At 61.2% G+C, this 21,514-nt stretch carries 19 protein-coding genes and 1 riboswitch; of the genes, 4 read left to right on the top strand and 15 right to left on the bottom strand.

Features of this window, described 5'->3' with window-relative positions:
* Positions 1-6: 6 nt before the first annotated feature.
* The 8 genes from CE491_RS20480 to CE491_RS20445 form a co-directional block, all read right to left on the bottom strand.
* Positions 7-240: a cysteine-rich CWC family protein gene (locus CE491_RS20480; protein WP_110950159.1), complete on the bottom strand. Its 234-nt coding sequence runs from the start codon at positions 238-240 to the stop codon at positions 7-9.
* Positions 237-1,718: a sensor domain-containing diguanylate cyclase gene (locus CE491_RS20475; RefSeq protein ID WP_110950158.1), complete on the bottom strand. Its 1,482-nt coding sequence runs from the start codon at positions 1,716-1,718 to the stop codon at positions 237-239. The genes CE491_RS20480 and CE491_RS20475 overlap by 4 nt, the downstream gene beginning before the upstream one ends.
* Positions 1,719-1,871: 153 nt before the next feature.
* A complete protein-coding gene (gene uca / locus CE491_RS20470) occupies positions 1,872-5,507 on the bottom strand; it encodes an urea carboxylase (RefSeq protein ID WP_110950210.1) in 3,636 nt (1,211 codons plus the stop codon).
* A 121-nt stretch (positions 5,508-5,628) separates the two neighbouring features.
* A complete protein-coding gene (locus CE491_RS20465; RefSeq protein WP_110950157.1) occupies positions 5,629-6,252 on the bottom strand; it encodes an urea amidolyase associated protein UAAP2 in 624 nt (207 codons plus the stop codon).
* A gap of 10 nt (positions 6,253-6,262) precedes the next feature.
* Positions 6,263-6,988 (bottom strand): urea amidolyase associated protein UAAP1, encoded by a 726-nt coding sequence (locus CE491_RS20460; protein WP_110950156.1) that lies wholly within the window; start codon positions 6,986-6,988, stop codon positions 6,263-6,265.
* Positions 6,989-7,000: 12 nt separating this feature from the next.
* On the bottom strand, positions 7,001-7,765 hold the full coding sequence (locus tag CE491_RS20455) for an ABC transporter ATP-binding protein (RefSeq protein ID WP_110950155.1): 765 nt from the start codon (positions 7,763-7,765) through the stop codon (positions 7,001-7,003).
* Positions 7,762-8,577 carry an ABC transporter permease gene (locus CE491_RS20450; RefSeq protein ID WP_110950154.1) on the bottom strand — a complete coding sequence of 272 codons (816 nt, stop codon included), beginning with the start codon at positions 8,575-8,577 and terminating at the stop codon, positions 7,762-7,764. Before CE491_RS20450 ends, CE491_RS20455 begins: the two co-directional genes overlap by 4 nt.
* A 28-nt stretch (positions 8,578-8,605) precedes the next feature.
* Positions 8,606-9,673 (bottom strand): putative urea ABC transporter substrate-binding protein, encoded by a 1,068-nt coding sequence (locus tag CE491_RS20445; protein ID WP_110950153.1) that lies wholly within the window; start codon positions 9,671-9,673, stop codon positions 8,606-8,608.
* Between the two features lie 61 nt (positions 9,674-9,734).
* A riboswitch (guanidine-I (ykkC/yxkD leader) is annotated at positions 9,735-9,837 on the bottom strand.
* 277 nt (positions 9,838-10,114) lie between these two features.
* On the opposite strand from CE491_RS20445, the gene CE491_RS20435 reads away from it, so the two are divergent.
* Complete coding sequence (locus CE491_RS20435; protein WP_110950152.1) at positions 10,115-10,642, top strand: hypothetical protein; 528 nt, start codon at positions 10,115-10,117, stop codon at positions 10,640-10,642.
* 99 nt (positions 10,643-10,741) lie between these two features.
* Here CE491_RS20435 and CE491_RS20430 read toward each other — a convergent pair whose 3' ends face one another.
* The gene (locus CE491_RS20430; RefSeq protein ID WP_110950151.1) at positions 10,742-11,854 is read right to left on the bottom strand and encodes an enoyl-CoA hydratase/isomerase family protein; all 1,113 of its coding nucleotides are present in this window, start codon (positions 11,852-11,854) and stop codon (positions 10,742-10,744) included.
* A 169-nt stretch (positions 11,855-12,023) separates the two neighbouring features.
* Here CE491_RS20430 and ung point away from each other — a divergent pair, with 169 nt between their 5' ends.
* Positions 12,024-12,719, top strand: a complete 696-nt coding sequence (gene ung, locus CE491_RS20425; RefSeq protein WP_110950150.1) for a uracil-DNA glycosylase — start codon at positions 12,024-12,026, stop codon at positions 12,717-12,719.
* 109 nt (positions 12,720-12,828) lie between these two features.
* On the opposite strand, the gene CE491_RS20420 is transcribed toward ung, so the two are convergent.
* From CE491_RS20420 to CE491_RS20405, 4 genes are all read right to left on the bottom strand, one after another.
* Positions 12,829-13,875 carry an AbrB family transcriptional regulator gene (locus CE491_RS20420; RefSeq protein ID WP_110950149.1) on the bottom strand — a complete coding sequence of 349 codons (1,047 nt, stop codon included), beginning with the start codon at positions 13,873-13,875 and terminating at the stop codon, positions 12,829-12,831.
* Positions 13,868-15,382 carry a tripartite tricarboxylate transporter permease gene (locus tag CE491_RS20415; protein WP_110950148.1) on the bottom strand — a complete coding sequence of 505 codons (1,515 nt, stop codon included), beginning with the start codon at positions 15,380-15,382 and terminating at the stop codon, positions 13,868-13,870. The genes CE491_RS20420 and CE491_RS20415 overlap by 8 nt, the downstream gene beginning before the upstream one ends.
* A gap of 1 nt (position 15,383) precedes the next feature.
* Entirely contained in the window at positions 15,384-15,842 is a 459-nt protein-coding gene (locus tag CE491_RS20410) for a tripartite tricarboxylate transporter TctB family protein (protein ID WP_110950147.1), read from the bottom strand.
* 80 nt (positions 15,843-15,922) lie between these two features.
* Positions 15,923-16,903 (bottom strand): Bug family tripartite tricarboxylate transporter substrate binding protein, encoded by a 981-nt coding sequence (locus CE491_RS20405; RefSeq protein ID WP_110950146.1) that lies wholly within the window; start codon positions 16,901-16,903, stop codon positions 15,923-15,925.
* A gap of 480 nt (positions 16,904-17,383) precedes the next feature.
* On the opposite strand from CE491_RS20405, the gene CE491_RS20400 reads away from it, so the two are divergent.
* Both CE491_RS20400 and CE491_RS20395 read left to right on the top strand, forming a co-directional pair.
* On the top strand, positions 17,384-18,055 hold the full coding sequence (locus tag CE491_RS20400; protein ID WP_110950145.1) for a response regulator: 672 nt from the start codon (positions 17,384-17,386) through the stop codon (positions 18,053-18,055).
* Positions 18,048-19,463 carry a sensor histidine kinase gene (locus CE491_RS20395; RefSeq protein WP_110950144.1) on the top strand — a complete coding sequence of 472 codons (1,416 nt, stop codon included), beginning with the start codon at positions 18,048-18,050 and terminating at the stop codon, positions 19,461-19,463. Before CE491_RS20400 ends, CE491_RS20395 begins: the two co-directional genes overlap by 8 nt.
* Positions 19,464-19,514: 51 nt before the next feature.
* Here the strand turns inward: CE491_RS20395 and CE491_RS20390 are convergent, their stop codons facing one another.
* Positions 19,515-20,336 carry an HDOD domain-containing protein gene (locus CE491_RS20390; RefSeq protein WP_110950143.1) on the bottom strand — a complete coding sequence of 274 codons (822 nt, stop codon included), beginning with the start codon at positions 20,334-20,336 and terminating at the stop codon, positions 19,515-19,517.
* Positions 20,337-20,408: 72 nt separating this feature from the next.
* Positions 20,409-21,350 carry a CAF17-like 4Fe-4S cluster assembly/insertion protein YgfZ gene (ygfZ, locus tag CE491_RS20385; protein WP_110950142.1) on the bottom strand — a complete coding sequence of 314 codons (942 nt, stop codon included), beginning with the start codon at positions 21,348-21,350 and terminating at the stop codon, positions 20,409-20,411.
* Positions 21,351-21,514: the final 164 nt, after the last annotated feature.

Here is a 21,514-nt window from a genome sequence, read left to right as displayed (position 1 = left end):
GGCAGGTCAGCCTGGACGCTGGTTGGACGTTATTTCGGCGTGGTCCACCAGCCCCGCACATCGCGGGCACAGACAGGCTTTATCGCGCAACGCTTCTGGCAATGTGGCAAGCACGGCAGGGTCAATGGTTTCAGTGAAGCACCAGCAAGGCCGATCGACAGTACGTGGATCGGCCAATGTGCAGCGGTTGCTCTGGCCGCAGACGGGGCAGATGTCGGGGCCGTTCGAGGAAGTCGTCATGCAGGTTCTGCCATTTCCGTACAGACCCGATTGCGGCCGTTCTGCTTGGCGCTATAGAGCGCCTGGTCGGCACGGGCAATCAGGCTTTGCAGGGTGTCGCCGGGGTGCAGCTCGGTCAAGCCCAGGCTGACAGTTACCTGTAGGGCAGAGCCTGTGAACACGTAGGTGTGCTGCTCGGCCAGCAGGCGAATCTTCTCGGCGACGCGTCGGGCACCGCTGCTGTTGGTGTCCTTGAGCAGGATGATGAACTCCTCTCCGCCCCACCGGCAAATGATGTCGCTTTCCCGCAGACAGCGCCTGACATCGTCGGCAAACCCCGTGAGCACTTGATCGCCCGCGAGGTGGCCGTAGGTATCGTTCAGGCGCTTGAAATGATCCAGGTCAAGCAGCATCGCCGATAACGCCTTGTGGTCGCGACGTGACTCGACGATGGCGTTCATCGCGATCCGGTCGAAGCCGCGACGATTGGGCAGACCGGTCAGGCTGTCGACCATCGCCTGGGTTTCGATGCGCAGCTGGAAGCGCCGGATCACCCGGTGGAGCAGAACCAACACCAGCACCATTACCGCCAGGCAGATCGACAGGTTGACGTACAACGATTGACGAATCTCGCTCAGGGCTCCGTCTTCGCGCTTGTCGACGAACAGGTACCAGTTCAGCTCCGGGATGTAGCGTACGTTGAGAAAGTGCGCGTTGCCCAAGGACTCGTATTGATAGCTGCCACTCTGCGGTTTGGGCATCTGCGCTTGCAGGTCTTTGAGGTCGGGTAGCTCGCGCAACACTTGGCCAATCTTTGCGCCTTCCGGGCCGCCACCGGCACCGGTCAGCACCAGTCGCCCGAATCCATCGACGAAATACACGCTGCGTTGGTAGCGTTCCTGATAGCGGTCCATCAGTTTGATGACGGCGTTGACGGTCAGCCCGACACCCGACGCACCGATGAAGTTGTCGTCGTAATCGAAAACCTTGTAGTTGATGAAGAAGGTCAGTTTGTCCTTGTTCGCCAGATCCGGATCGACGTTGATTTCGTACGGGACGGTCATGTCGCGCACGCGGTAATACCAGGTATCGCGCGGCTCATCCGGGCGGATCTTTTTCAGCACGCCTTTGGCCTGGTAATAGGTCAGGCTGTGGTTGGACACGAAGAACGAGGTGTAGGTCCCGTAATGATCCATGACCTCCTTGAGGTAGCGGGTCATCTGCTGTGGATCGTTTTCGCCGGCCACCACCCAGTCGCGCACGAAGGTGTCGCGGGCCATCATCGAGGCGATCAGCACCGGGCGGACCAGGTCTTTCTGGATTTCCGAATAGACCGTGTCCGACGTCAGCGGCAGTTCGGTGTTGACGATGCTGTCGCGAATGGCATTGCGCGAAGCGAAATAGCTGAGCAAGGATGTCGCAAGAAAGCCGCTCCCCAGGAGAATCACCAACGTCAACAGCAGGGAGCGTTGTGAATGGAGCGTGGAACGAAGGAGCATGACCAGTCCGCTTGAATGAATAATCCATTGATCGAGACATGCTAGCCTGATGCCACCCAGTTGCGCCATGAGCGTCTGCAGTTTGCGGCTGACCGGTCAGCGCAAATCCGAGGGCGACGGCTTGCGCACACATCGCCCTCGCGGTCAGTTGCGTCAACCAGACACGTCCAACGCCTGCAGTACCACCACTCTTTGTCCCGCGCGTACTGCCGAACCCGGTTGCACGCGAACTTCGCGGACAACACCTGCCATGGGCGCAAGCACTGGGATTTCCATTTTCATCGACTCCAGAATCACCAGCGTCTCGCCGGCCTCGACCTGTTGACCGACGCTGACCTGCACTTGCCAGAGGTTCCCGGCAATGTGGCTGTCAACGCTGGTCTGGCCACTTTGCAGGGCGGACTCTTCAGAGGCTTCGACGACGGCCTCATCGCTCTCGAACGTCGCCTGACCGCTGGCAATCCAGCGTTCGCGCTCGGCGTTGAACGCGCCCTGTTGCTGGGCACGAAAGGCGGCGATGCTCTGGGCCTCGTTCGCCAGGAAGGTCTGGTAATCGGCGAGGTTCAGCGTGCTGTGTTCGATCTGCAGCGTGTAACGCCCGAGGGGAAAATCGCGACGGATCTTCAGCAGTTCGTCAGCGCTGACCGCGTGGAAACGGATCTGGTCGAAAAACCGCAGCAGCCACGGTTTGCCGTCGAAAGCCTCGACGGCGCGGTAGCGGTTCCACATCTGCAAGGTGCGCCCCACGAACTGATAGCCGCCGGGGCCTTCCATGCCGTAGACGCACATATAGGCGCCGCCGATGCCCACCGAGTTTTCCGCGGTCCAGGTGCGCGCCGGGTTGTATTTGGTGGTGACCAGACGATGGCGCGGGTCCAGCGGCGTGGCGACTGGCGCGCCGAGGTAGACATCTCCCAGGCCCATCACCAGGTAGCTGGCGTCGAATACCGTGCGCTGCACTTGCTCCAGGTTCGGCAGGTCGTTTATGCGCCGGATGAACTCCAGATTGCTCGGGCACCAGGGCGCGTCCTTGCGCACGGTGGTCATGTATTTTTCGATCGCCAGCTGACAGGCCGGGTCGTCCCAGGACAGCGGCAGATGGACGATGCGCGACGGCACTTCAAGGTTCTTGCGGGCGCAAACTTCATCCCATTCACCAGAGACGATCTGCAACAGATCAGCCAGCGGTAGTCGTTCCGGCTGGTAGTGCACTTGCAGAGAACGAATGCCGGGAGTGAGGTCGATCACGCCTTGCAGCTGTTTGCTTTCCAGCGCCTGCATCAGGGCGTGACCGCGAAAGCGCAGCACCAGATCCAGTTCAGGGGCGCCGATTTCCAGAAGCAGATGGGTGTCGCCGGACAGGCGGGCGACAAGGCGGGTGCGGTTTTCCCCGATATCAAGAACGATGGGCGACTTCACGAGCGCGCTTGCCTGCGAGGGCGGTGTTTCGGGCGGTGAAGATGCAGCGGGCGTACCGACCTCATCGCGGGCCAGCGCGCTCCTGCAAAACGCGCTGCGGGCGGTTTCGAGGCTGACCGGCCGAAACCGCACTTTATCCCCTGCCTTGAGCTGCCCCAGTTGCCACAGGTCCGCCTCGATGATTGTCACCGGGCACACGAATCCGCCCAGACTCGGCCCATCCGGCCCGAGGATCACGGGCATATCGCCGGTGAAATCCACAGCGCCGATCGCATACGGATTGTCGTGAATGTTCGAAGGATGCAGCCCGGCCTCGCCCCCGTCAGCCCGCGCCCATTCCGGCTTCGGCCCGATCAGGCGCACGCCTGTGCGGCTGGAGTTGAAATGCACTTCCCAGTCAGTGGCGAAGAAGGTTTCGATGTAGTGTTCCGTGAAGTATTCCGGGGCGCCGTGGGGACCGTAGATCACGCGGATATCACGCACTTCAGTCAACGCCGCAAGCTGTTCGACCGGCACTTGCCGACCAGCGCTTCGATCGGTCAATGCTGCCATGTGCAACACATCCCCGGCGCGCAATGCCCGCCCGCCATGACCGCCAAACTGTCCCAGCGTGAACGTACTTTTGCTGCCCAGGTAATCCGGCACATCCAGCCCGCCGCGCAGGCACAGGTAACTGCGCGCACCCGCCCCGACGAGGGTGCCAAGCGTCAGGGTCGAACCGGCGAGCACCAACAGCGCCTGATTCATCGGCTGCGCCTTGCCGTCCAGCGTCACCGGAATGACTGCCCCGGTCACCGCGATCACTGCATCGGTATTGAAGCGCAGCGTTGGCCCGCTCATGGTGATTTCCAGCGCGGCGCAACCTTCCGGATTGCCCAGCAACCGATTACCCACTCGCAACGAGCGACTGTCCATCGGCCCGGAAGGCGGCACGCCCACAGCCCAATAACCCAGACGGCCCGGATAATCCTGCACGCTGGTCTGTGTGCCGCCGCTCAGCACTTCGAAGGTGTCGGCGCGGTACACCAGGCCCTCCAGGCAGCGCGTCCACGGCTGGCCGCTGGCGAACGGTACATCTTTGATGATCTGCCGCAAGTAATCGCGATTGGTTTCCACCCCGTACAAACGGGTTTGGCCCAGCGCCTGCTCCAGCCGTCGAGCAGCAGACGTTCGGTCCGGCGCCCAGCTGATCACCTTGGCAATCATCGGGTCGAAGAACGGCGCAATTTCGCAACCCGCCTCCACCCAAGTGTCGATGCGCAGGTGTCTGTCGTCGGCAGCAGGGAAGTGCACCGAGGTCAGCAATCCCGGACTTGGCTGGAAATCCCGGCCCGGATCCTCCGCATACAAGCGCGCCTGAATCGCATGGCCCTCGGGCTTCAGGTCCGCCTCAAGCTCATGCAACGGCGGCAGATCACCTGCAGCCAGCTGCACCATCCAGCTCACCAGATCCACGCCCCAGACCTGCTCGGTTACGCCGTGCTCGACCTGCAGGCGTGTGTTCACTTCCAGGAAATAGAAGCGCTGATCGTCGCTGTCGAATACGAACTCCACTGTTCCCGCACTTCGATAGCTGACGGCCTTGGCCAGCTTGATCGCCGCTGCGCACAACTCATCGGCCATGCCCTGGGGCAAATTTGGCGCAGGGGTTTCCTCGATGACTTTCTGGTTGCGACGCTGTACCGAGCAGTCGCGAACGCCCAGAGCGATGACGTCGCCACGACCATCGCCAAACACCTGTACTTCCAGATGCCGAGCGCGCTGGATGTACTTCTCGATGAACACACCAGCGTCGCTGAAATTGTTCTGTCCCAGGCGCTTCACCGCTTCGAATGATTCGCTCAGTTCGCTGGCGCTGCGGCACACGCGCATGCCGATCCCGCCGCCGCCTGCGGTGCTTTTCAGCATCACTGGGTAGCCGATGGATTGGGCAGCGGTCAGCGCCGCTTCAACGCTGTCGAGCAGTTCGGTGCCTTCGAGCATCGGCACGCCATGCTGTTTGGCCAGTGCGCGGGCCGTATGCTTGAGGCCGAAGACCCGCAGTTGCGCAGGCGTCGGCCCCACAAAGGCGATGTCTGCATCTTCGCAGGCCTGGGCGAACGCTGCGTTTTCGGAGAGAAATCCGTAGCCAGGATGAATGGCCTTCGCACCTGTGGACCGGGCGATGGCAAGCATCTTGTCCACCGCCAGATAGGTGCCGGCCGCGCCACCTTCACCGAGGCTGTGGGCCTGATCGGCTTCGAGGATGTGCAGGCTGGCGGCATCAGCTTCGGAGTAGACCGCCACGCCTTGCACGTTCAACGCGCGCAAGGTGCGCAGGATGCGGCAGGCGATGGCGCCGCGGTTGGCGATCAGCAGTGTGTCGAACATGTTTTTACCCCAGGGATCGACGTTCATCGATCCCGAACCGGGTAGCGGGCCGTCCCGCTGTTGTACGCGTTGCGCGTAGGCCGTCCTGCGCGCCAAACATCAATTCAGTAAGAAGTGGCGCTCAGTCCCAAACCCGCAATTCTGCCGGGGTCGGGTTATAGCCGTTGCACGGATTGTTCAGTTGCGGGCAGTTGGAGATCAGCACGATCACGTCCATTTCCGCGCGCAGTTCGACGTATTTCCCGGCCCCGGAAATGCCGTCTTCGAAGGTCAGACCACCGTCTGCCGTCACCGGCACGTTCATGAAGAAGTTGATGTTCGGGCTGATGTCGCGCTTGCCCAGCCGACCATCGTGCACGCAGGCGCGCAGATAGTTGTCGCGGCAGCTGTGCATGTGGCGATTTTCAAGGGCGTAGCGCACGGTGTTGCTCTCTTGGGCGCAGGCGCCGCCGAGAGTGTCGTGACGCCCGCAGGTGTCTTCGACGATGGTCAGCATCAGCTTGCCGAGGTTGGAATACAGCACGCTGCCTTTGCTCAGATAGACGTTGTTCTGGCGCCGCAGGGTGCGTTGCACGTCGTAGCGCTCACGCGGGTTGGCCAGGCTGTAGAACAGCGTGTCGACCGCCTGATTGCCTTGCAGATCGAGCAGACGCAGGGTTTGCCCGGCTTTGAGTTCGGTCAGGGACGGCTCGCCTGCCGGTATGTGGGTGATGGAAACGGGAGCGTTCATTTCTACAGTGCTCATAAAGGCATCCTCAAGCGAACAGGCGATCGGTGTTGATGAAGCCGCGCACGTTTTCTTCGCGGGACGTGCGGCAGTGTTCGGCAACGCTGGGGTCGGCCTTCATCCAGCTCAGTTTCACCGGCTGCGGCGCATACTCGGGATTGGGGTCCATCGGATGTTGCAGCGCGGTCAGCACTACCAGCGTGTCCATCGGTGCGTACAGCTCGATGTAGTCGCCGGCTTTGGAGTTGTGGGCGACGAAGCCCAGCGCGCCGTGGTCGTCGACGTTGACCCGGCTGAACAGGTTCAAAGTCATCAGTAAATCAGACAACCCCAGCCCCCATTTGCCCATTTCTACCAACAGGTTGTCGGCACCGTTGCGGAAGAAACCGTTGCGCAATTCCTGATAGCGGCCCTGGCCATATTTTTCGCTGACCTCTTCGGCACACAACACGCCGCCGATGCTGTCGCTCCAGCCGCAGGTGTCGGCGGTGATCGCCGCCAGCACACGACCCATGTCCGAGTACAGGCAATGGCCGCTGGTGAGCTTGGCCGTGTGTTGGCATTTGAGGCTGTCGGGCAGGTTCAGGCGCTCGGTTTTCTCGTGGGCGTTGAACAGCGTCAGGCTGACGTTGGCATTGCCGTTGAGGTCGGTCAGGCGCAGCAGTTCGCCGCGCTTGAGCACGAACGACAAGTGGCCGCCGCCGGGCAGCAGTTCTTCGGCGAATACCGGAAATACAAAGGTTGAATCAGTCATGGGGAAAATCCTTCAAGCCGTTTGCAGCGATTCAATGGCCGCGCGTGCGGCGCGACGATCACTGTTCAGGGGAATGTCGTAAGTGATGCGGGCGCCATAGGCACCGGGGGCGTGCGGGTCGAGGCGAACCTTGTCGAACACCAGCAGGCGCGTGCCGAGGTTGAAGCCTTCGCAGAGGTCATGAGTGACCATGAACACCGTGAGTTTCGTCTCGCGCCACAGTTCAAGCAGCAGGACGTGCATGTCCTTGCGGATGCCGGGATCCAGCGCACCGAAGGGTTCGTCGAGCAGCAGCACGCGGGGTTTCATGATCAGCGCTTGGGCGATGGCCAGACGTTGTTGCATGCCGCCGGACAGTTGCGTCGGGTACTTGTCCAGCGCGTGACCCAGCCCGACCTTGTGCAACAGCGCCGACGCCTGCTCACGTGCCTCGCGTTTCGCCTTGCCGAACAGACGACCGAGCAAGGCCGAACGCGGCAGTTCAAGGCCCAGCGCGACGTTGTCCAGCACCGACAGGTGCGGGAACACCGAATAACGTTGAAACACCACGCCACGGCTGGCATCCGGTTCGTTGGCGATGGGCTGTTCGTCGAGCAGAATCACACCTTTGCTTGGCACCTCCTGGCCGAGCAACAGGCGCAGAAAGGTCGATTTGCCGCAGCCGGACGCGCCGACCAGGGTGCAGAACTCGCCCTCGGCGATGCTCAGGTTCAAGCCTTCGAGCACCACTTGATCGTCGTATTGCTGCCAGACGTTATTCACCGAAATGAAGCTCATGGGCGCACTCCCTCGTACCAGGGAAAGGCTTTGCGGGTCAGCGCCTTGAGGCCCCAGTCCATCAGCCAGGCGAGCAGGGTGATCCACGCCACGTAGGGCAGGATCATGTCCATCGCCAGGTAACGTCGCACCAGGAAAATCCGGTAGCCCAGCCCGTCCGTGGAGGCGATGGCTTCGGCTGCGATCAGGAACAGCCACGCCGACCCCAGCACCAGCCGCAGCGAGATCAACAGGCGCGGCAGCAGTTGCGGCAATACCACGCGCAGGATCAGCGTCCAGGTCGAGGCGCCCAGCGTCTGCGCCTTGATCAGCAGCTCCACGGGGATTTCCCGAGCGCGCTGTTCCAGATCACGGGCCAGCACCGGGGTGATGCCGATCACGATCAGCATCACCTTCGACAGCTCGCCCAGACCGAAGACGATGAACAGAATCGGCAGAACCGCCAGCGGCGGCACCATCGACAGTACCGTCAGCAGTGGCGACAACGGCGCACCGAACAGCGGCAGCACGCCCGAGGCGATGCCCACGCACAGGCCGACCACCGCGCTGATCGCAAGACCCATGGCCAGGCGTTGCAGACTCGACGCGGTGTCCTGCCAGAGCAGGTATTCGCCGGTGCGTTGATCGGGAATGATCGCCACACGTTTGATCGCATCGGTCATCTGCACCGCGCTGGGCAGCAGCTTGTCGTTGGGGTTTTCCGTCAGCCGCGTGGCCGAGCCTGTGAAATAGGCAAACAGCAACAGGGCGAACGGCAGGATCACCAGAATCAAACGACTGGCGCGATCCGGGCGGCGGTTAATCAAGCGCATAGCTAGAACCCTTGTAGCGAAGCGTGATTTACAACTTGCCGTCGGCAGCCATTTGCACGTAGCTCGGGTCGAAGTGCAGCTTGAGGTTGCCTTTGTCGCCTTCGGTCACGCTGTTGGCAAAGCTCATGCCCACGGCGCTGGCGTCTTTGGCGCCTTCACCAAGCAGCCCGTGCTCGAACGAGAAGCCGGCGACCTTGCGCATGGTGGTTGGCAGTTGTTTGCTGGTAGCGAAATCCAGCGCTTCCTTGGGCGTGGCGAACAGCTTGGTGGTGTCGAGTTGCGACTGAAAACCCGGCAAATCCGTGCCCGAGGCCTTGGCCATGTGTTCCAGGGCCTTGGTCGATTCGGCGGACTTGGCGTTCATCAGCGCCACGACTTCGAACCAGGCGCCGGTCAGTGCTTTGCCGAGCGCCGGATTGTCTTTGAGGGTTTGGGTGTTGACCACCATCATGTCCATGATCTCGCCGGGGATCTTGCTGGAGTCGAACACTTCAGTAACGCCGGGCTTGGCCTTGATTTCCGAGAGCATCGGGTTCCAGGTGGTGACGGCCTTGACCTCACTGGTGTTGAAGGCCGCTGCGATGTCGGCATCGGAGGTGTTGACGACTTTCAAGTCCTTCTCGGTCAGATCAACGGAGTCCAGCGCACGGGCCAGCAGATAGTGGGAAACCGACAACTCGACCAGGTTGACGTCCATGCCTTTCAGGTCCGTGACTTTCTTGCCGTCGCCCTTGATGACGATGCCGTCGTTGCCGTTGGAGAAGTCACTGACAACGAGCGCGGTGCTTTCCACGCCGCCGGCTGCGGGGATGGTCAGGGCGTCCATGTTGGTCATGGTGCAGCCGTCGAACTGGCCAGCGGTGTACTGGTTGATCGATTCAACGTAGTCGTTGAGCTGGGTGACCTTGATGTCGATGCCGTACTTCTTGGCCCACTTGTCGACGATGCCCTGGGTGCCGGCGTATTCCCACGGCATCCAGCCGGCGTAGATCGTCCAGCAGACGTTGAAGTCTTTCTTCGGGGCGGCGGTGGCCGAGAGGCTGAGGGCGGCGATGAGGCTTGCGGCGAACAGGGCGCAAAGACGGGACTTCTGCATGGATAAAACCTCCAGTAGCGAAAAAAGGCGGTCAGGAGTACGGCGACACCACTGGTGTCCTGTCTCCCGGGCTTTTATCCCGCCGTGTAACCTCTACTGGAGGTCGCCGACTCTCGGACCAGCCACTCGCTTTCACGCGAGCCGGAACCCTAGTCAGCTATTGCAAATTGTGGTGCCGCGAACCTGAGTTGACTCCTGCACCAGGTTTGTCTAGCCAGAGTTGTGCCAAGTCGGCTGGGGCCTTGTATCGTCGGCGCGCGAACGTAAATACCGGTTTTGAAAGGCGAGGCGCGTGCACCTTTGGGGGGCGCCGTCCGGCGGTTGAGGCTTGGCTTGGGGCACTGGTCGAGCATCTTGCAGTCTGACCTTATGTTCTCGGCAGTTACGGGAACGCCGACCAGCGCCGCTGGTTCGAGCTCTATCGCGGTCCAGGAGGCCGCCATGTATCGACGAAGCTTGCTTACCCTTCTGATGACGTTGTCTCTGGCAGGTTGCTATGGAGGCTATTACGAACAAGAGACCTACACGCAGCCGATTTACAGTGGCGGCTACGTGGATGACGGCTATCGCCCTTACGCGCCGGCAGCGGTCTATGGCTCATCGGTTTACTACTCATCGCCGCGTTATTACTCATCGCCCGGCTATTACCCGGCGCCACGCTATTACTCACCACCTCGGTATTACGCACCGCCCCCTCGTTATTACGGTCCGGGTCCGGGTTACGGCGGACGCCCCGGTTACGGCGGCGGCCACTGGAATGGCGGCGCAGGTGGCTATCACGGGGGCGGCAATGGCTATCGTCCGCCACCTCCCGGCCCTGGACCTGGCGGCGGCGGGCCGAGGCCGGGCTGGAATGGTAATCACGGAGGGGGTGGCCCCGGCCCGGGCAGGCCATCGGGAGGCAACTTCCAGCGCGGCGGCGGCTTCGGTCGCGGCGGCCACGACAGCCAAAGCGGCGGCAATCGCTGAGAACCGGCCATAAGTGGCCAGTGTAAGCGTCAGGCTCGGTATGGAGTTCACCCTGCTTTCTCTTGCAGCTTGAAACTCGGAGCTTGGCGCTGCTTCATGTCAGTACTCTGACAAATCGGCCAACGGATGCCGTCCTTCCCAGGCCTTCTCGAAATGCGCATCCACCACTGCGAGCGGAATCGCCGCGATGTCCTGCCAGTGCCAGTGCGGGGTGTGATCCTTGTCGATGAGCCGCGCGCGAACGCCTTCACTGAACTCGGGATGACGGCAGCAATTGAGGCTCATGCTGTATTCCATCTGGAACACTTCGGCCAGCGACATGTGCCGCGCGCGAGTGATCTGCTCCCAGACCAGCAACGCGGTCAGCGGGCAGCCCTCGGTGAGAGTTTTCGCGGCCTTGGCCAGCAATGGGTCCTGCGAATGCAGTTGATGTTTGAGGGCATTCCACGCGCAGGCTGCATCGGCGACATCCAACAACTCATCGATCTGCTGACGGCGGGGCAGCCACTGCGCTGGCGGCATTTGTTCGAGCGCTTCCTGCTGCAACGCCTTGAACAGGCTGTTTAGCTGGACGGCGGTCTGTTCCTGCCAGTTGAGTTGCAGGAGGCGGTCGATCAGCTCTTCCTGCTGATCGTCGCGCAAGAAGCGATCGGCCAGATTCAGGTCAAGCGCGTCACGGCCGTTGATGTGAGATCCGGTCAAGCCAAGGAATAACCCCAACTTGCCTGGCAAGCGCGAAAGAAACCAGCTGGCACCGACATCCGGGTACAAGCCGATACTGATTTCAGGCATCGCCAGCCGACTGCTCGGCGTGACCACGCGGATGCCTGCGGCTTGCAGCAGTCCCATTCCGCCGCCGAGCACATAACCCTGGCCCCAGCAGATCAGCGGTTTGGGGTAAGTGTGCAACGTGTAGTCGAGGCGGTATTCGGCGGCGAAGAACTGCGCCGCCAGCGGGGGTACGGTTCCAGGTTTGCTGCGCCCGGCCTCTACCAGCGCTCGCACGTCGCGGCCTGCACAAAACGCTTTCTCGCCCTTGCCCCGCAGCAGCACGCAGACGATCTGCGGATCGCCGGCCCAGGCCTCGAGGCGATCCTGCAGCGCCAGAATCATTGGCAGGGATAACGCATTCAGGGATTTTTCGGCGTCCAGCGTAGCAATGCCCAGGCGGGCACCGTCGGTTCCTGTGAGCTCTTCGAATTGCAGATTCATCGTGACCTCGTGTGCGTGGGACAGGCATCTATCAAGGGTGTGAGTCCCCTGAATGCCGGGAAGTTGCAAACGGCTGTTGCACAGGAGTGTAGGAAGACCACAACGTGCTGCGCTGGAAATAATTGGCCACAGCCCCTAAAGTCCGCGCATTGTTTTTCCGGATATGACCATGACTGACGACAATCGCATCAAACTTGAGCCCAGTTGGAAACAGGCCCTTCGCGAGGAGTTTGAAAAGCCTTACATGGGTGAGCTGCGCCAGTTCTTGCGCCAGGAACATGCGGCAGGCAAGGAGATCTACCCGCCGGGCCCGCTGATTTTCAATGCGCTGAATTCGACGCCGCTGGATAACGTGAAAGTCGTCATTCTCGGCCAGGATCCCTACCACGGCCCGAATCAGGCCCACGGCCTGTGCTTTTCGGTGCAGCCGGGCATACCGGCGCCACCGTCCCTGGTCAACATCTATAAAGAACTCAAGCGCGACCTGAACATCGACATCCCCAATCACGGCTATCTGCAGTCGTGGGCCGATCAGGGCGTGCTAATGCTCAACACCACCCTGACCGTCGAACGGGCCAACGCGGCGTCTCACGCCGGCAAGGGCTGGCAGCATTTCACCGACAAGATCATCGAAACCGTCAGCGCCCATCAGCCGCATCTGGTGTTCCTGCTGTGGGGTTCGCACGCCCAGAGCAAGAAGAAGCTGATCGATGCTTCCAAGCACCTGATTCTGACTTCCGTCCACCCCTCGCCACTGTCGGCCTATAAAGGCTTTTTGGGTTGTGGGCATTTCGGCCTTGCGAACAAGTATCTGCAGCAGAACGGGTTGAAGCCGATCGATTGGCAGTTGCCAGCCAGCGTCTGACATAGGGTTGCAGCTGGAACGGGACCCTTGCAGGAGCGCTTGTCCGCGATTGCGGTGGATCTGTGCCATTCACGTGACTGACACAGCGCCATCGCGGGCAAGCTCGCTGCTACCGGTTCGTATTGCCAGGAGGTTGCCGATTCCAGTACCGAAACAACGGCTCGGCCAGAAACAACACAAACAACAGCCGCATCACCTGCATCGCCGTCACCAGTGGCACCGACAGTTGCAGGACTTCCGCAGTCAGGCTCATTTCGGCGATGCCACCGGGCATCATCCCCAGCGTCAATGAACGCAGATCCAGATGAGTCGCGGTACTCAAGGCCAGCGCGCACAGTGCCGCGATGCTCATGGTCAATGCCGTCCCGACCAGCGTACGCCCTATAAAGGAAGGCGCGCGACGGAAGAAGGCGCGATTGAAGTGACACCCCAGCGCACTGCCAATCAACCATTGCCCCATCTGACTGCCGCCGTTGGGCAAACCGATGTGCAAATCGAAGCTGATGCTGATCACCGCACTGACCAGCAAAGGTCCGAACAGCCACGGATTGGGTTGCTTAAATCGCTGCCAGCCCCAGGCGACCAACGCCCCAACTGGAAATAACAGCATCAGCCACCACCAGTCTACGACCGTCCCGTGTACAGGCGCGCCGCCACTGCCCATCAGGTACTTGAAGATCGCCGGCACGCACAGCACCACTGCCAGCACGCGCAGGCTTTGACCCGCCGCGACGTTGCTGAGAATTGCGCCATTGCGCGCGCCTAGATTGACCATCTCTCCCGACCCGCCCGGCATGCTGGAGAAGAACGCCGTGGCGCGGTCCTCGCCGGTACGCAGCATCAGCCACACGCCGACAACGCTGGAGACGCTGGTCACCAGCGCGCCGATGAAGATCAGGCCGAAATGCGAGAGCACTTGTTCGATGACAACCGGGGTGAAGTGCAGGCCGATACCGATGCCGATTACCCATTGGCCGCATTTGCGGCCGCCGGGGATTTCAGCCAGCTGCCACGGGGTCAGGCAGCGGACCAGGATGATCGCCAGCAATGAGCCGACCATCCAGGGCAGGGGCCAGCCCACCTGACTGGCGAGGTAGCCTCCCAGCAGACCGACCAGCGGTGTTCCCCACCATGTTTTGAAGGGCCGGTCAGACATCGGCCAGTGCGCGGCGCTGGACCGAACGCTTGCGCCAGATGCGGATCAGCGGCAGCACCAACATGAGCGCGGTCACCACCCAGACGCCGAGGGTAATCGGGCTGGACCAGAGGATGTCCATCGAGCCGTTGGAGATCGACAGCGCGCGACGCAGGTTCTGCTCCATCAACCCGCCGAGGATGAAGCCCAGCAGAATCGGCGACAGCGGGAAGTCCAGCTTGCGCAGGATGTAGCCGAAGATGCCGATGCCGACCATCAGGAACAGGTCGAAAGTGGTGGCGTGCACTGCGTAGACACCGATCCCGGTAATGATCGCGATCACCGGCACCAACGCCCAGTTCGGCACCGCCAGAATGCGGGTGAAGATGCGGATCATCGGGATGTTGAGGATCACCAGCATGATGTTGGCGATGAATAACGAGGCGATCAGGCCCCAGACGATGTCCGGTTGCTGTTGGAACAGCAGCGGACCGGGGGTGATGTTGTACAGCGACAAGGCGCCGATCATTACCGCGGTGGTGCCCGAACCCGGAACCCCCAGCGTCAGCATAGGCACCAACGCGCCGCAGGCAGTCGCGCCGATGGCGGTTTCCGGGGCTGCCAGACCACGCATGTCGCCTTGTCCGAATTTACCGCTCGCCCCTGCGATACGCTTCTCGGTCATGTAGGTCACGGCGCTCGCCAACGTCGCACCGGCGCCCGGCAACACACCCATGATGAAGCCCATCAGCCCGCAGCGAATGTTGACCAGGAACACCGAGCTGGCTTCCTTGAAGTTGAACATCATGCGGCCGGTGGCCTTGACTGCTTCCTGGCCACGGTGGGTTTTCTCCAGCAACAGCAGAATCTCGCTGATGGAGAACAGACCCAGCACCAGCACCACGAACTGAATGCCATCGGCCAGATGGATGTTGTCGCCGGTGAAACGATACACCCCGCTGTTGGCGTCGATACCGATGCTCGACAGGAACAGGCCGATCAGTGCCGCCACAAATGTCTTCAACGGTCGATCACCGGCCATGCCGCCGAGGCAGACGATCGCGAAAACCATCAACACGAAATATTCCGCAGGTCCGAAGGCAATCGCCCATTTGGCCAGCAGCGGGGCGAACATCACCATGCCGCAGGTGGCGATGAACGCACCGATGAACGAACTCCACGCCGACAGCGACAATGCCACGCCGGCCAGGCCCTGGCGGGCCATCGGGTAGCCATCCAGCGCGGTCATCACAGTGGACGCTTCGCCCGGAATGTTGAGCAGGATCGAGCTGATGCGTCCGCCGTATTCGCACCCCAGGTACACCGCCGCCAACAGAATCAGCGCCGACTCTGGCGGCAGGCCGAGGGCAAAGGCGATCGGGATCAGCAGCGCCACGCCGTTGATCGGGCCCAGGCCCGGCAGCAGGCCGACGACGGTGCCGATCAAAGTGCCGGAAAGGGCAGTGACCAGGTTGTATGGGGTCAGCGCGACGCCAAAGCCCTGGCCGAGATAGCCGAGAGTGTCCATATCAGTTCTCCAGAACGTCGAGCAGGCCGAGGGGCAAAGGCACATCCATCACTTTGTCGAAGAGCACGTACAGCAGGATGCTCATCACGGTGGTGATGACGATGCTCGGCAGCCACCGGCCGCCATACAGCCGGGCCATGGGAATGCCGATCAGGATGCTGCTGAGTACGAAGCCCAGCGGCTCGAACAAGCCGGCGAACACCAGCAACAACAGGATGCAGGTGCCGATCTTGATCAGGGTTGGGCGATCCAGCGGCGGCTCGTCTTCGGAGTGCTTGATCGGCGTCGGGCGAAGCATCATGTACAGCAGTGAAATACCCATCAGCGCCAGCATCAGCAGCGGAAAGGCGCGCGGGCCGACGGGTTCGTAGGAAAAGGGGGCCTGATAAGGCCACGCCATCAGCGCAAGGCCAATACAGGCCAGCAGCAGCACGAAGGCGAAAAGTCGTTGCAAGACCATGGAAAGCTCCTAGGGTCACGCCACCGCGCAGGTGGCGCAACCCTTAGTCAATCAATCGAGAGCCAGTCAATCGAGATCATTCACTGAATCAGGCCGAATTCCTTGGCCAGCGTTTTGTATTCGGCAACCTGTTTCTTCACGTATGTGTCCAACTCCGGGCCGGTCATGGCGAACGGGAACAGCTCACGCTGATCGCGCAACTTGGCGAAGTCTTCCGACGCCAGCAGCTTGTCGAAGGCGTCTTTCCACCAGTTGTATTGCTCGTCGGTGACTTTCGGGCCGAGATAGAAGCCGCGCACCACCGGCCAGACAATGTCGTAGCCTTGCTCTTTGGCGGTTGGGATGTTCTTCATTTCCGGCTCGTCCAGACGCTTGTCGGAGAACACGGCCAGCAGGCGCATGTCGCCGCTGAGGATATGCGGCATGGAGTCGGCGATGTCGGTTGAGCCGACTTGAATGTGACCGCCCAGCAGCGCCGTGGCGATTTCACCGCCGCCTTCCAGTGCTACGTAACGCAGGTCGCGCGGGTTGATACCCGCCGCTTTGGCAACCAGCGCGGTCTGCATCCAATCCTGGCTACCGACGGTGCCGCCGGAGCCGATGACCACTTTGCTCGGGTCGGCTTTCAGGGCTTTGACCAGATCGTCCAGGTTCTTGTAGGGCGAGTCGGCTTTGACTGCGATGGCGCCATAACTGGTGCCAACGGCCGCCAGCCAGCGTACGGCGTTTTCGTCGAATTTACCGAACTTGCCTTGGGCCAGGTTGAGCAGCGAACCGCTGGACCAGGCGACCAGCGTGCCCGCATCGGCAGGACGCTGAGCCACCACCGCGTTGTACGCCACCGCGCCTACGCCGCCAGGCATGTAGGTCACGCGCATCGGCTTGCTCAGCAGCTTCTCGTTGACCAGCGCGCTTTGCGCCAGTTTGCAGGTCAGGTCGAAGCCACCACCTGGAGAGGCCGGCGCGATGCATTCAGGGCGGTTGGGCTCGGCCGCCCACAATTGAGTGGCCACCAACATGCAGCTGGCAGCAACGCTGATACGGCGCAACGATAGATTCATGGTCGGTCTCCGATGGAGTTGTTGTTTTTGGATGCGTTTGGGGTATGGATCAGGCTGTGGCTCCACGGCGTTGCAAGCCCGGGGTGAGCATTTCCATTACAGAAAAACGGGACGTGACGATGCACTGCGCTGCGGGGCGAAGTGTACTCAAAACAGGATGGGATTCAGGCGGCGCTATGGCCGGGATTTGCAGTGATGGCATCACCGATGACTCCGATATTGTTTTTATTGTTGAAAACGCATCGAGGCGTTTTTCGTCACGATCCTAAACGTCACGGATGCCACACGGTGGGCAATCGTAACCAGTCGTGCCCGGATCCTAATCAGCGAAGCTTTCATCAACCTTTCAACTACCTTTCATCAAGCTTTCAATGAGGACTTTCGAAGTTTAACGGCGGGTTTTCAGCTGTTTCAGCCTTCACAGGCGGCGTCGCGCCTGTAAACTCCGCGTCCACCCAACGCCTCAATCGGGAGAATCCGATGCGTGTCCTGCTTGTCGAAGATCATCTGCAACTGGCTGAAAGCGTCGCGCTGGCGCTCAAGGGCAGCGGGCTGACCGTGGATATTCTGCATGATGGCGTGGCCGCTGACCTGGCCCTGAGCAGCGAAGAATATGCCGTGGCGATTCTCGATGTCGGCCTGCCGCGCATGGACGGTTTCGAGGTGTTGGCCAAACTGCGTACGCGGGGCAAGAACATACCTGTGCTGATGCTGACCGCGCGCAGTGACGTCAAGGATCGCGTTCATGGCCTGAATCTGGGGGCCGACGATTACCTGGCAAAACCTTTCGAGTTGTCCGAACTAGAAGCGCGGGTCAAGGCGCTGTTGCGCCGCAGCGTGCTGGGCGGCGAACGTCAACAGCGTTGTGGGGCGCTGGTCTACGATCTGGACACGCGTCGTTTCACTCTTGGCGACGAGGCGTTGATCCTGACTTCTCGCGAGCAATCGGTGCTCGAAGCGCTGATCGCTCGCCCTGGCCGGGTCATGAGCAAGGAACAACTGGCGGCGCAGGTCTTTGGCCTGGACGAGGAAGCCAGCGCCGATGCCATCGAAATCTACGTGCATCGCCTGCGCAAGAAACTCGACGGACATCCCATCGCCATCGTGACGTTCCGGGGGCTGGGTTACCTGCTGGAAAGCCGGGATGCTTAACCCGTTCCCCTCAGCGGAAAACAGCCTGCGCTGGCGGCTGCTGTGGAACCTGGGTTTGCTGCTGGTGGTGCTGATGATCGCCAGCGGCATGAGCGCGTACTGGAACGGCCGGGAAGCCGCCGACACTGCTTACGACCGAACCCTGCTGGCCTCGGCGCGGACCATTGCCGCAGGCTTGTCCGAACGAGACGGCACCCTTAGCGCGGATGTGCCCTATGTCGCCCTCGACACCTTCGCCTACGACAGCGCCGGGCGCATTTACTACCAGGTCAACGACATCAATCAAAAGCTGATTTCCGGCTATGAAAATTTGCCAGCACCGCCGCCAGGAACCCCACGCACCGACGATTACCCGGCGCTGGCCAAGTTCTACAGCGCCCGCTATCAGGGCCAGGATGTGCGTGTGGTGAGCCTGCTCAAGGCGGTCAGCGAGCCGAACATGAACGGCATCGCCGAAATTCGCGTGGCTGAAACCGAGGAGCAACGGGTGAACATGGCCCGTGGGCTGATGGCCGACACCTTGCTGCGTCTGGGCATGCTTGGCAGCGGGGCGTTGCTGCTGGTGTGGTTTACCGTCAGTGCCGCTTTGCGTCCGCTGGATCGTCTGCGCACCGCCGTCGAAGAGCGCCAACCCGATGACCTGCGTTCGCTGCCGCTGGTGGAGGTTCAGCATGAATTGCGTCCGTTGGTGAGTTCGCTGAACCACTTCACCGAGCGCCTTCGCATGCAGTTCGAGCGTCAGGCCCAGTTCATCGCCGACGCGTCCCACGAACTGCGCACACCGCTGGCGGCATTAAAAGCGCGGCTGGAGCTGGGGCTGCGCGATCAGGACCCTGCAGCCTGGCGCAGCACGCTGGAAAGCGCAGCAGTCGGCACCGATAAACTGACCCATCTGGCCAACCAGTTGCTGTCGCTGGCGCGTATTGAAAACGGCGCGCGTGCGATTGCCGAGGGCGGTGCGCAGTCACTGGACCTCAGCCAACTCGCCCGGGAACTGGGCATGGCGATGGCACCGTTGGCGCATGCAAGGGGTGTGGCATTGGCGCTGGAGGCGGACGAACCGATATGGATGCGCGGCGAGCCGACCTTGCTCAATGAGCTGCTGAGCAATCTTGTCGATAACGCACTGGCGCACACGCCGCCCGGTGGCAATGTCGTGCTGCGGGTGCATTCGCCTTGTGTGCTGGAGGTCGAGGACGACGGCCCTGGCATTCCGCTGCATGAGCGTGACCGGGTGTTCGAGCGATTCTACCGACGCCATCAGCAGAGCTCAGGGGCGGGGTTGGGGCTGGCGATCGTTGGGGAAATCTGCAGGGCGCATCTGGCGCGAATTACGCTGCACGATGGAGCCGAGCGTGGCCTTATGGTCCGTGTCAGTTTCATTGCGGGGCAGGGCGAAAGCGTTTGACGTATTCAACGCCAGGCCGGTAGCTGCACGGCCAGGTCGTAGTCTCGGTTTTCAATACAACAGCGTCATCGCCTCATTCATCTTCCCGATCAACTCGCCATTGGCCATGTTCAACCCCAACTGCCTGACCGCTGGCATCCCCTGCACGTCGAGGTTTGGATAAGGCCGGCCGGTAGCTTCATGCACATGCACGGTCGCGACCTGCACCAGATCCACATAATCGGCCTGTTCGGAAACTCGGTCGAAGTTCTGGAACTGTCGCGGCACGATCGCAAGCGCATCCGGAAAATCCCATGAACGCAGCAGTCGTTCGCCGATGATCGGATGAATGCGATCGATCACGTGATTGAGGCTCACGGCGTCAGCCAGCAACTCGAAATTGTCCTCGGCGTAGGTCAGGATCGGCAGCACGCCGATAAGGTGAATCAAACCCGCCAGTGTCGCCTTGTCGCCTTTGAGGTGGCCGCGCTGATAGCTGAGCAGATTGCTCACGCCCGCCACTTGCAGACTGAGCTTCCAGATGTCGCGCATCTTGGTTTCGATCACATATGATTTGGCGTGAAACATCTGCTCCACCACCAGGCCAATCGCCAGGTTGCAGGTGTAATTCACCCCCAGCCGGCGAACCGCAGTCAGCACATCGCTGACCTCGAAATTGGGCCGTAACAGCGGGCTGTTCACCACTTTGATCAGGCGAGCCGAAAGGGCGGTATCGCTACCGATGACTTTGCTCAGGGCAATGATGCTGATTTCCGAGTCTTCGGCGGCCAGACGAATTTTCATCGCAACTTCAGGCAGTGTCGGCAGAAACAGGGCGTCCTTGTCGATCGCCTTGATCAGATCCCTCTGCACCTCATCAGCCATACTACTCATATCGAATCTCTGGATAGTGCATTCCGATCAGCACCCCCGGCCGCGCGGCGGCAGGGGGCAGGCAACGAAGGCTCAACGCTGTGTCTCGAGTTTGGCATCCAAAGTGTACGGTAGTTCGAGCAGTTTCAAGGCCGGGCCATCTGCCGTGCCCTGATGAATGTTGCCGTCTTCGACTGCGTCGGCCTGCAACACGGCCAGCAACTCGACGCCTGAATCGCCACGGGCGGCCACCACCACGTTGCCGACAGCGCTGGCGTGGACCGGGGAGAACAGCGCTACGCCGGGCTCCGGGACGTCACTGCCTTCCAGAGAAAGGCGATACTGGCGGCGCTTGAGCTTGCCCAGATACTGCATGCGCGCGACGATTTCCTGGCCGGTGTAGCAGCCTTTCTTGAAACTGACGCCGCCCACGGCCTGCAAGTTGATCATCTGCGGAATGAATTCCTCGCGGGTTTGCGCGAAGACCTGACCGATCCCGGCTCGGATCTGTCCCAGCAGCCAGTCGTTGAGCGAGCCTTGCGGTAACTGCGCGGCCAAACGGCTTTGCACGTCCGCCGCCTGAGCGACGCGAACCCAGACTTCGGTGCGGGCAGGGGAGACGCGGACCGCGATCAGGTCGTTGGCGCGGACCACCGAATCCGTTTCCTGTGGCAGGTCCAGTCCCAGGCCGAGCAACGTGCTATCGGCGTTGTTCAGGCCAAAGCGCACCCAGGACGCACTTTCGTCGGTCAATTTGGATTTGGAGAAGACGGCGTACTTTTTCAGGTCCAGCAACTGTGGCTCGATCAGCTCATGGGCCATCGCCAGCAGCACGCCGTCGCCTTCCAGCAGAATGCGAAAGCTGGACTGCATGCGGCCTTTCTGGGTGCAACGGGCGCCGAGCGTGGCCTTGGCGTCGCTCAGATAATCCATGTGGCAGGTCAGTTGGCCTTGCAGGAATTTGCTGGCGTCCACGCCGCGAACGGCAAGCACACCTTCGTGAGAGAGCGGGCAGAAGAAAGCTGAATCGGCCATGGGTCATCGCAGGGGTAAAAGTCTGGGGCACCATCATAGTGCCCAGCTTGGGTTATGGGTATATCCACGTCTCGATAATGGATATGCGTAAAAGCCTGCGACTAAGTGCGGGTACGCCCGATGGCGATGCCCCTGTATACTCGCCGCCAAATTCGAGGAGCGCT

Source organism: Pseudomonas bohemica, from assembly GCF_002934685.1.
Lineage (GTDB): Bacteria > Pseudomonadota > Gammaproteobacteria > Pseudomonadales > Pseudomonadaceae > Aquipseudomonas > Aquipseudomonas bohemica.
This window is presented reverse-complemented; position numbering and strand designations above follow the sequence as displayed.